The 10,297-nt window shown below is 64.3% G+C and carries 12 protein-coding genes and 1 pseudogene; 5 read left to right on the top strand and 8 right to left on the bottom strand.

The genetic code is table 11. From position 1 onward, the window contains the following. Positions 1 to 139: 139 nt before the first annotated feature. Positions 140 to 313 (top strand): annotated as a pseudogene (locus tag MLGJGCBP_RS10635) (DUF4193 family protein); the annotation flags it as partial. Positions 314 to 476: 163 nt separating this feature from the next. Next, entirely contained in the window at positions 477 to 830 is a 354-nt protein-coding gene (locus MLGJGCBP_RS10630; RefSeq protein WP_160095407.1) for a hypothetical protein, read from the top strand. 74 nt (positions 831 to 904) lie between these two features. Here MLGJGCBP_RS10630 and MLGJGCBP_RS10625 read toward each other — a convergent pair whose 3' ends face one another. Beyond that, positions 905 to 1,540, bottom strand: a complete 636-nt coding sequence (locus tag MLGJGCBP_RS10625) for a TetR/AcrR family transcriptional regulator (protein ID WP_160095405.1) — start codon at positions 1,538 to 1,540, stop codon at positions 905 to 907. Between the two features lie 38 nt (positions 1,541 to 1,578). Further along, positions 1,579 to 1,860, bottom strand: coding sequence for a hypothetical protein (locus MLGJGCBP_RS10620; protein ID WP_160095403.1), 282 nt, complete (start codon positions 1,858 to 1,860; stop codon positions 1,579 to 1,581). Positions 1,861 to 3,021: 1,161 nt separating this feature from the next. On the opposite strand from MLGJGCBP_RS10620, the gene MLGJGCBP_RS10615 reads away from it, so the two are divergent. The 3 genes from MLGJGCBP_RS10615 to MLGJGCBP_RS10605 all read left to right on the top strand — a co-directional run bounded on the left by MLGJGCBP_RS10615 (position 3,022) and on the right by MLGJGCBP_RS10605 (position 5,686). After that, a complete protein-coding gene (locus tag MLGJGCBP_RS10615; RefSeq protein ID WP_160095401.1) occupies positions 3,022 to 4,044 on the top strand; it encodes a patatin-like phospholipase family protein in 1,023 nt (340 codons plus the stop codon). Between the two features lie 649 nt (positions 4,045 to 4,693). Then, entirely contained in the window at positions 4,694 to 5,089 is a 396-nt protein-coding gene (locus MLGJGCBP_RS10610) for a hypothetical protein (protein ID WP_160095399.1), read from the top strand. A 396-nt stretch (positions 5,090 to 5,485) separates the two neighbouring features. Continuing rightward, a complete protein-coding gene (locus tag MLGJGCBP_RS10605; protein ID WP_236581023.1) occupies positions 5,486 to 5,686 on the top strand; it encodes a hypothetical protein in 201 nt (66 codons plus the stop codon). Positions 5,687 to 5,738: 52 nt separating this feature from the next. Here MLGJGCBP_RS10605 and MLGJGCBP_RS10600 read toward each other — a convergent pair whose 3' ends face one another. From MLGJGCBP_RS10600 to MLGJGCBP_RS10575, 6 genes are all read right to left on the bottom strand, one after another. Then, complete coding sequence (locus MLGJGCBP_RS10600; protein WP_160095397.1) at positions 5,739 to 6,014, bottom strand: LuxR C-terminal-related transcriptional regulator; 276 nt, start codon at positions 6,012 to 6,014, stop codon at positions 5,739 to 5,741. Positions 6,015 to 6,482: 468 nt separating this feature from the next. Beyond that, positions 6,483 to 7,286: a GvpL/GvpF family gas vesicle protein gene (locus MLGJGCBP_RS10595; protein ID WP_160095395.1), complete on the bottom strand. Its 804-nt coding sequence runs from the start codon at positions 7,284 to 7,286 to the stop codon at positions 6,483 to 6,485. Beyond that, positions 7,283 to 7,645 (bottom strand): gas vesicle protein GvpJ, encoded by a 363-nt coding sequence (gene gvpJ, locus MLGJGCBP_RS10590; protein WP_160095393.1) that lies wholly within the window; start codon positions 7,643 to 7,645, stop codon positions 7,283 to 7,285. Before gvpJ (MLGJGCBP_RS10590) ends, MLGJGCBP_RS10595 begins: the two co-directional genes overlap by 4 nt. A gap of 296 nt (positions 7,646 to 7,941) precedes the next feature. Beyond that, positions 7,942 to 8,727, bottom strand: a complete 786-nt coding sequence (locus MLGJGCBP_RS10585) for a GvpL/GvpF family gas vesicle protein (protein ID WP_160095391.1) — start codon at positions 8,725 to 8,727, stop codon at positions 7,942 to 7,944. Next, entirely contained in the window at positions 8,727 to 9,143 is a 417-nt protein-coding gene (gvpJ, locus tag MLGJGCBP_RS10580) for a gas vesicle protein GvpJ (RefSeq protein ID WP_160095389.1), read from the bottom strand. The genes MLGJGCBP_RS10585 and gvpJ (MLGJGCBP_RS10580) overlap by 1 nt, the downstream gene beginning before the upstream one ends. After that, a partial coding sequence (locus tag MLGJGCBP_RS10575; RefSeq protein ID WP_160095387.1) for an SRPBCC family protein occupies positions 9,140 to 10,297 on the bottom strand: 1,158 nt, incomplete at its 5' end. The genes MLGJGCBP_RS10575 and gvpJ (MLGJGCBP_RS10580), both read right to left, overlap by 4 nt.

Below are 10,297 nucleotides of genomic sequence, written 5' to 3'. Positions count from 1 at the left end.
ATCTGGGGCGGCATGTCCGAAACCGAACGCACCCGCCACACCCGACGCACCCGCCACGCCGCCCGACCCCCACGCGCAAGGGAGCGACGAACCCACTAACAGGACGGATCCGACCACCCACAGGGACGACACAGCTAGGGCCACCGACTACGACGCACCACGAGTCACCGAATCCGACGAGTCGGCGGACACGTCCCTCGAACAGCTCACCGCCGCCCGGACAGACACCCAGTCCCCCGCCGTCGACGTCGACTCCTTGGAACTGCCCGGCGCCGACCTGTCCGGCGAGGAACGCACCGCCCACGTCCTCCCCAGCAATTAACCGGGGTCCGGACCCCGCCACAAGCTCAGTGACTATCCTCACCAGCAAGTTTTCGGCGATCTTTCCGCCAGGCGTGCTCACAATATCCGCGGTTCGACTGTGAGGCATCCGAATTGATACTGCTTACGCGACGTGCCGCTTACCATCGACTGTCATGGGAGTCGCAGCCGCGGCACGAGGAGTGGGCCGCCTTCAGTACCGACTCGCGCGTGTCCCCTTCGACCTGTTCAACGACGCGATAATGCCGGTGCTGTTCGATAATGGGGCCGCGGCCCGGCTGGCGTACGAGTGGGTGCTGATCGAGTGCGACAAGACCGCCGCAATTCTGTTCGACGACGACTCCGCTGCCGCCCACGCACAGCTGTTGCGACAGCGCAGTGCCGCCACGCGATATGCCATCGCCCGCCGGCAACGGCAGATCCTCCGCGATACCGAGATCGTCGCGCTCGATCGGCACCGCGCTCGGTTCCGCGAGCGGCGTCGAAAGCACGCCAGAAACACCGATTAGTGTCTGTGGGCTGATTTGCCGCGGCGTCCGACGACCAGGAGGTCGCCGGCCGACCGCGCGGCGTAGAGCTGAGGTCAGCGGGCTTTGGTGGTGAGGATCTGCACGAGGTCGTCGAGGGTAAGAAGAGCGGCGTCGCTGTCCCGGTCGACGAGCCAGCGCAGCACCACCCCGTTCATGCATGTGAGCGCGAACCGGGCGACGTGATCGACCGAAGTTGTCCAGGTGACGTCGGCCCGTCTCGCGCACAGGGTAAGGAACGCGACGGCCTCGGCGTCCATGGTGCGGTACTGCCGCTGGGCGATCGCCCCGGCCGACACGTTACCGGCGCTGCGTTGGCGTAGCGCGTGGGCGGTGATCTCAAAGGTCAGCAACTGGTGATGGGGTGTGGCCTCGATGATCGGCCACAGTCCGCGGATTCCGGCGCGCAACAGGTCCCCGAGGGCCAGGATCCCGGTCAGCCCGGCGGGTTCGGTGTACTGCCCGAATGCCAGCCGCATCGCGTCGTTGACTTGCAAGATCTGGGTCTCCCCGAGGTGAGTGAGGAGGGTGTCCTTGTCGTGAAAGTGGTAGTGCACGATCCCGAGGGACGTTCCGGCTGCGGCGGCGAGTGGGCGCATAGTCAGCGCGTCGACGCCCCGCTCGGCCGCGATTGCCAACGCCGCCTCGAGAAGTTGGGCGCGGCGCTCATCGGCGGGGAGCTTCTTCGCCATGTGCCCAGCGTAAATGCTCGGGGGCTGAGGCCGAGCTCTTATTCCACGATGATCGACAGCCCGACGGCGGCGACCGCGACAGCAGAGGCGATGACACAGATCGCCCACGCCCGTATCGCAACCCGGTACCAGTCCCGATCCCGGCCTTGCCGGACGGTGAGCATTTGCGCGCGTGGGGGTGAGGCCGCAGTGTCGGCCCGGTCCGGCACCCGCTCGCGAGAGTAGCGAGATACCGCATCCGCGGTCACCGCCGAGACGAACGCCGCAGCGATCACGCACAGCGTGGCTACCAGAACCTCGACAATCCAGAACATATCCATACGGGCACCACGAACTTCCTTGGTTCTCGGCCGGCCACCACAATCGGCGATGCGCGCCCACTGGGTTGTGCTCGCGTGTATCGCCACGAGAGCTCACTCTGTTGCGCCGCTCGGTCCACGAAGTTCTTTTCAATATTCTGATCAGTCGTCCAATTACTATTTTGATCACACGTCCAATTGAAATGGGCATTCGTTCAGCTCGAGGGGAAAAATTGTTTCGCGTTTCATGAAACGCCGGAGGCGCCCGCGGTCGATATAGGAGTAAGCGGGTTCGGTGCCCGTCGATGATAAAAAAACGAGAGGAGTGAAGGGTTCATGGGTTCTGCAGGTGTTGACTTTACCGTCGCCTTCGGGGCGTTCCTGAAGTGGTTGAGTGTCACGTTCGGAGGCGGTATCGGAATCGGTTGACCAGTTATTCGGGCTGGACGGCGGTGGCTCGACTCGCCAAGTGGGAGTCGAGCCACTCCGTCTCAGCAGCGATCCACGTTTCAACGCGGGCCCACAGTCGAATTTCCTTGGTTTTCCGAGGACGGGCAGCCGCTGACGCGATCGGAACCCTAACCCCGGCCCTGAATCACCCCACAGGATTTCCCACATTTTGATCACTTGTCCATTTTTATTTTGATCATTCGTCCCACTGAATTGGTCTTTCGTTCAGTTGAAAAGTGTCGCTATTCTGATTTCAGTGAAATGTCAAAAGGCACCTCGGCACGGTATGCAGGTAAGCTCGGAGATGATCTCGTAAACGGCCACAATAAAGCGGAGAGCGACCACCCCTCGAATGTGTTTCGCCGTGGGTCCCGATTCGAAGGGGTGGATCCGCGGCGCGGCGAAGCGAGATTTTCTGTTACCGGTCGCTTCGCGATTGTGGATCCACAAGCGCCCCATAAGAACCACGGCACTGTTCGGATATCCGGGGCGAACAAGGCTCTGATCTGGTCTCGTCTCCGGTAGACCGACTTCACTACGGATTTCCGCTGCACGATGCCGGGACAGCCCGGCCCGGTATGCATCTTGTGGTTCACCCACATGCGGTGGTGGCGAGGAGCAAGATGGAGACCGCTGCCGCCGATCATCGGCGGATCCTTCGGCGCGGGGGGCAATTGTGGACGCAGACCGATCGCCAGACGACGGCGGTGGGCGTGACGGCGGAGGTCCACCGTGACGACGGCGAAGGCAACGCAACAAGCCGACCTCGTTCTCGCCGGTGGCGGTGTGAAAGGCATCGGATTGGTGGGGGCAGTAACCGCGTTGATCAATGCTGGCTACAGGGTTCACAAGGTCTCCGGCACCTCTGCCGGCGCAGTTGTCGGAGCGATCGTCGCGGCGGCGTCCAAGCGATACCAGTTGACCGGGGCGGAGGTGAAGGACCTCGCGCTCAGCCTCGACTACGACAAGTTCCTCGACCCTGGTCCAATTGAAGAGATTCCGCTCGTCGGACCCTCATGGGCGATGCTTCGGGGAAGCGGACTCTACCGGGGCGACGTCGCGCACGAATGGATCGCCAAGACGCTGCGAGAACTGGGTGTGACCACGTTCCACGACTTGCGCATCGACGACGACACGTTGCCGGAGCCGCGGCGGTATTCCCTGGTGGTCACTGCCACGGATGTCACGACCGGCCAGCTGGTGCGTCTGCCCTGGGATTACGGCCGGGTCTATGGCCTCGACCCGGATACGCAGCTGGTGGCGGATGCGGTCCGCGCGTCGATGGCGATTCCGTTCTTCTTCCGTCCTGCCATGTTGACCAGTACAGCGGGGGTGACCTCGACCCTCGTGGACGGTGGCGTGCTGTCGAACTTTCCGATTGATTCTCTGGATCGGACCGACGGTCAGCCGCCCCGCTGGCCCACGTTCGGGGTGACCGTGCTTCCCAATCTTCCCGCCGGCAACGACAAGGTGATCCCGCAACTTGGTCTGCTACGCCTGTGCGGGCCTCCACATTTGCTCGAAGGTGTTCTCACCACCATGTTGGTCGGCCGGGACCAGGCGTATCTGAGCCAGCCCTGGGTGGAGGCCCGTGCGATTCGTGTGGATTCGACCGACGTAGGCGTACTCGACTTCGACATCACAAAACCGGAGATCGAAGCGTTGTACCAGAAGGGGTATGCGGCGACACAAGACTTTCTGTCTCACTGGAATTGGGAAGCCTACGTCGAACGCTTCCGGGCACCGCGGGCCTGACACGCCCGCCGTAATACGGTGCGATCCACGAGACGGTGCCCAAATATCCTCTGCACCAACAACCCCACGTAAACCGTGGGTGACGCGCAGAAACCCGTTCGGGCTCGGTGGATCTAATGTCGACTCGGCGATTCTGAGGTCACGTGCGACGAGCAAGGTGTGCAGTCACACGGTCACTCCTGCGGGCAGGAACCCGATCGATCCTGCGCGCAGACGTGGCAAACGGCGGGCTCACCAGTGCCCGAGATTGCCCTGCAAGAGCGCCACGATGATATACAGGGCAACAGCCAGCGGATAGTACAAGTTGATCATCACCGATCACCCTCATGCGGGGCCTCTCGACATCACCACACCCCACCCAGATCGGGTACCCATCCAGAGCAAACATACCCATCCCGCACTGCGCGCCACCGACGGCTTCGAAGAGTGCCCGGACCCGAGGCGACGCTCGATCACGAGCGGTTCGAGGCGGTGACAACCACTGCCGCCGGTCACTCGAGAGACCCATACCGGAATGCGACACGAGACGGTGATGGTTGGCCCGAACCGGGTACACCACCTGTAAGCATGACGGTCATCCCACGTCCGCACCGGAGGGGTGGCACAGGAAGATACTGATCCGAAGGTCGGGGCCGGAGGACATCCGCCGATGACCGACGTCGTCACCGTCGACGAGGACGGCCGCTACCAACTGCGTCTGGAACGACATCTGCCGCACTGCCGTGAGAACGTCTGGCACGGTGTTCTCGAGCTGCGGCGCCGCAGCGCCCGGGCGCACCACTGCTCGTGCGCCCACCCGCCTGGATTGCTCGAGTACGAAACCAGGAAAGGCATCCTGCGATGGGAGATCGCCGAGGACGGTCCCACCCGATCGACCGTGGTCTTCACCCACGTGTGTGGTGACCGCCGGGACGGAGTGGACGACATGGGGTGGTGGCTCACCGAACTCGATGTTCTTGCCCAAATCCTCGACGGCCACCCCGTTGCCGATCTCCCGAGGCGGGCCACGGCAATGATCAGACGCTGCCGCTGCGCCTTCGGGTGACAAACAAGAACCGGGGCCTCGACACCAATCATCGTCGAGAACTTCGACGGTCCTGCGGGATCCTGATCACGTTTCACGGTGATCGCGTTGTTCACCAGTTCCCCGGCCGCCATCCGCGCGTCGCGGCTCGCGTCTTCCGACTTTTCACGGATCGCGTCGCGTAATTGCGCGGCAGATTCTGCAGCGACGCAGTTCGTACGCTGAGAACGGCTACTTTGTTCGTTCTCCGGTAACCATCCCACAGCTGCCGGTGCACGCCATCGAGCTCGCCATCGCGTCGATTCTGGGGCGCGCGTTACAGTCAGGGAGAGGGATCTGGTCGGGTGTTCGAGCGGACGCTGACAGTCACGCCGCCGTCTCGGGTAGCGACTGACCGAGGATCTCCTCACCAGGGCGGTGACCGAGGCCCTCGCGGCGGGCATGTCGTGGGCGCAGATCGCCGTGCAGCTCGGCGTGCCACCTCCAGCCGCCCGGGACCACGCCGCTGTCACCGATCACGATTGGCAGGATGCAATAGTTGCCCACGAGAACGCTCGGGCAGCGCGACTCCGCGACATCTCCGAGAATCCGAAGTTCCACACGCCCACTCTCGACTGAAACAAGGTCGACACGTCGCCCCTCCCCTAGCACTGGATGCGGACCGGCGCCGTCAGAGCTCAGCGAGAGACACCAGTTCGTCCTGCAGCGCCCGGATCAACAACCCGGACTTGTCGGTGACGGGGCGCCCGACGGCGGCGTACTTCGCCCGGATCCTGATCAGGTGGGTGTTGATGGTGCCCAGGCTGATGCCTAGGTCAGCTGCGGTCGCAGCCTTCGATTCACGGCGAAGCCACAGTCGGAGGATTTCCAACTCGCGTGGCGTCAGCGTGGGTTGCCGTTTCGGTTCCCCGCCAGCATCGAAGATAGGACCAGGAACGGAAGTCAAGCGATCTCACCCTTCTCGAGCCGCAGCGCCTGCCGCGGAGTACACACTGTTTGATTCGAGGCGGCACACCAGCCGGATGGGGCTCCACGCTCCGCGTCACCAAGAAGGTCCGTTTTGCCCGTTGTTCACCGCGGTAAGCAAACCATACCTGATAGTCGGTTTTGGGTATTCGCGGCTGACATTGCCGGGTGCGCGTCCGCCAACCCGTCTGGTGGCGGATTGGTTATCGTCGAGAGGCCTGGAGAACCTAAGGGGTACGGCCATGACACCCTCGACAGTCGACGTGTCGACGCGGTCCCCGGCCGGATGCCACACATGACGGCCATGAACGTCATCCGGTCGATGCCGCTTGCTGCTCCCCTTCCTCGGTCTTCCTGCCCGCGGAGCGGGCCTCCTCGAGCGCACGCCGAGCCGCCGCCGGATCGTGCATCGCCCGCTCGACCTGCCGCTGGACAGCACATCCCTCGGTCAGCCGTCCGGCTTCGGTGTCACCACGAAGTCGTAGGGCGCCATCGGCCCGACGAGGCGCATAGTGATCCGGTCGTCCCAGCGTGCGGCCAGGTCTCCGACCGTCTGTTCGAGTTCGTCCTGTCGGTCCACCTCGACCAGCACCGCGACCTGGACCGCGTCCTCGTCATGGGTGGGTTCGCGGACGGTGACGATCTCGGTCAGCGGCGACAGCGCGTCGACAGTGGTGCCGGTGTCCGTCTCCCGCTTGCCCTCGAGGGCGTGGCCGATGATCTCCCCCAGGGCCGTCCGGGCATCCCGGGTCAATTCCTCGGGTTGGTCGCGGATCGACTCCAACAGGGTGGAGGCCTTCGGGTTCTCCTCGACGATCTCCCGGATGATCGTCTCCTCGACGTAGCGGCCCCTCACCAGGTACTGAGCGAAGCCCTCGAGTTCGTCGAGGGCGGAGGCGAACTCGTCGTCGTGTTCGGCGAGCAGTTCGTTGATCACCGCGTCGCGGTCGGACACGACGGCACCGAACCGCAGCGGCAGTACCGGCGCGACGTGCGAGGTGCCGTCCAGGATGCGGGCGTGGGCCTGCAGGTCTGCGGGGGTGCCGAGTCGTTGGTCCGGGTCGATCTCGCTGACCAATGCCGCGATGTCGCCGTGGGTGACGATCTCGATCGGGGAGTCGTGGATGCCGGTGGCGTCGTCTTCGGGTTGCACGTCGGCGGGCACGATGCCGTACACATAGATCCCGGACGCTTCCGCCGTGGCCTCGTCGTCGCCGTCGGTGTCTGTCTCGGTGTCCTCTGCGGAGGTCATTTGCGGCTCCGGCGGGGTGCGGGTTCGCGTTCGCTGCCGGATCCGCCGAGCAGATCGCCGAGCTTCTCGCCCGCCGATTCGAGTGCACCCTTCGTCTTCGACTTCGCGATCTTCTCCGTTGCGCCCGACATCAGATCGGACAGCCCCTTCGGTTCGCTGCCGATCGCGAGCCGATTCGCCGCCTCCGCGAACCGCAGGTAGGTGTCGACACTGGCGACCACGATGCGGGCGTCGATGGTGAGCAGTTCGATCCCGACCAGCGAAACCCGCACGTACGCATCGATCACGAGGCCCTTGTCCAAGATGGTGTCGATGACGTCCGCCAGGCTGCTCGAACTCGGGCCACCCGCTGTGGTCATCCTCGTGCTCCTTCCTGCCCCGCTATCGCCCCTCCCGCAACCCCGTGTGCGGACGGCTCGGCGCCTTCTCGCGGCACCGTTCGTTCCTCGGCCCGCTCTGCGCGCTCACCGAGACGTCAGTGCGGACTACCGGACTACCCGAAACGGCAAGTGTTCAATCGATCAAAGACCGCGAGGGACTACGCAATTCGACGAATACGCCCCGCGCGAAACAGTCCGATCGGTCGGCTCCTCGAAACGCCTCCCACCCGGGTGTTGTGTCGTTCCTCGTCGACTGGTCGTTCAAGCAAGCAGCTTCAGTCCGGCTTCCGGGTCACCACGAAGTCGTAGGCGGCCATCGGCCCGAGCAGACGCATATCGACCCGGCCGTCCCACTCCTCCGCCAGTGCTTCCACCGCCTTCTCGAGTTCCTCCTGCCGGGCGACCTCGACCAGCACCGCCACCTGCGCCGCCTCCTCCTCATGCGTGGGTTCCCGCACATTGACCGAATCCGCAAGCGGTGTGAGCGTTTCGACCACCTTCGCGGTGTCCTCGTCCCGCTTGGCCACGATGGCGTTGCTCACGATCTCGCCGAGCGCCATCCGCGCATCTCGGGTGGCTTCCTCTGGCTGATCACGGATGGTGTCACGCAGTTCGCCGGCCTGCGCGTTCTCGTCGATCACCTCACGCAAAATCGCCTTCTCGACATAGCGCCCCTTCACCACGTACTGGGCTCGACCCTCCAGTTCCTTCAACGCCGCCGCGAACTCGTCAGCGTGCGCCGCCAGCAGTTCCTCCTCGACGGCGCCTTCATCGGTCATCACTGCCCCGAATCGGAGCGGGAGGACGGGTGCGACACCCGACGTACCGTCCAGAAGATACGCGTGGACCCGAAGGTCCTCGGGTGTGCCGAGCGGCCTGTCCACCGAAATTTCGCTGACGAGTGCCGCGATGTCGCCGCGGGTGACGATGCTGACCGACCCGTCACACACACCGACCGCGTCCTCGTCGGTCTCCACGCCGGCCGGCACGATGCCGTACACGTAGACACCGCTGGTGCGTGGCTCCTCGGGTGCGTCATTGGCCCGTTCCGACGTAGACATCACTTGTCCTCTCGCGTGGACTTGCGTGAAACCCGCTCGCGCTCAGGTTCTTCCTTCCCGCCGCCGAGGATGTCGCCGAGTTTCTCACTGGCAGCCCCGAGTGCGCCCTGGGCTTTCGACTCGGCGCCGCCCTCGCTGCCGCCCCCAGCCAGGTCCGTCAGGCCCTTGGGCTCACTCCCGATCTCGAGCCGGTTCACCGCCTCCGCGAACCGCAGGTAGGTATCGACGCTGGCGACGACGACGCGGGCGTCGATGGTCAGCAGTTCGATGCCGACCAGCGAGACCCGCACGTACGCATCGATCACAAGGCCCTTGTCCAGGATGGTGTCGATGACGTCGGCGAGGCTGCTCGAGCTGGGCCCGCCGCTGACTCCACCGCCGCCACCGCCACGACCTGCCGGTTGTATTGACGTCATCGCCTCGCTCCCTGCTTCGAGCCGGCAGACTTCGCCGCCGACTTGCGCGGACGGCCACGGCGAGCCGGCGGCTTGCCCTCACTCGCGGCCGCCGCCTTACGCGGGCGACCACGGCGAGCCGGCGGCTTGTCCTCACTCGCAGCCGCGGCCTTGCGCGGGCGACCACGGCGAGCCGGCGGCTTGTCCTCAGCCTCCTCCTCCGGCTCCTCGTCCTCGTCTGTTTCGTCCGGCTCCTCGTCCTCGTCCGTTTCGGCAGACTCCTCGTCCTCGTCTGATTCCTCCGACTCCTCAGGCTCGTCCTCGTCCGTTTCGGCAGACTCCTCGTCTGATTCCTCCGGCTCCTCGGACTCGTCCTCGTCTGTTTCGGCAGAGTCTTCGATCTCGCCCTCGTCCAGCTGCGCTTCGTCCTGCTCGTCCTCGTCGGGCTGTGCTTCGTCTTCCTCGGACTCCTCGGGTTCGACCACCTTGCCGTCCCGGATCTCCCCGCGCCATCCCTCTATCTCGTCAGCATGGAGAACGGACTGGGTCATGACATGACGCCCAAAATGCTTCAACTCCAACCGCGCTCGCCGACCCTGCGCACGCCACAGATTGCCAGTCTTCTCGAACAAACCCTTCGGGTGATACTCGAGGATCAGAACGATGCGGGTGAGATCGGGAGTCACCTCATGGAACGTCACCGCACCGTCGATGAAACCCTTGGCCCCCTTCGACCGCCACACGATCCGCTCATCCGGGACCTGCTCGATGATCGACGCCTCCCACGTCCGATGCGACAGGAAGATCTGCGCCTTCCACTCCAGCTTCTCGTCCGCTTCCTGCTCCACCCGCTCGACCTTCTTCATGAACGACGGAAAATCGGCGAACTGGGTCCACTGGTTGTACGCCAGTTGGACCGGGACACCGACATCGATCGTTTCGACGATGTTGGTCAACTTGAGCTTCTTGCCCTTACCGCCACCACCGCCGCCGGTGACCGCGTCCTTCACATCCGAGGCCGTGTCCTTCACCTTGTCGGTCAGCCCGGACAACAGTGACTTCCCGTCGCCCTTCCCGTCACCGTCACCGTCACCGTTGCCGTTGCCTTTGCCGGTGACCGCGGACAGCAAACTTCCGCCGCCGCCCTCGGCGTAGTCGGTGAGCCGGTCGGTGGC

It is taken from the genome of Rhodococcus sp. T7 (assembly GCF_009872365.1).
In the GTDB taxonomy this organism is placed as follows: Bacteria; Actinomycetota; Actinomycetes; order Mycobacteriales; family Mycobacteriaceae; genus Rhodococcus_F.
The sequence above is the reverse complement of the archived record's forward strand: the minus strand, read 5'-3'. Positions and strand labels throughout refer to the sequence as shown.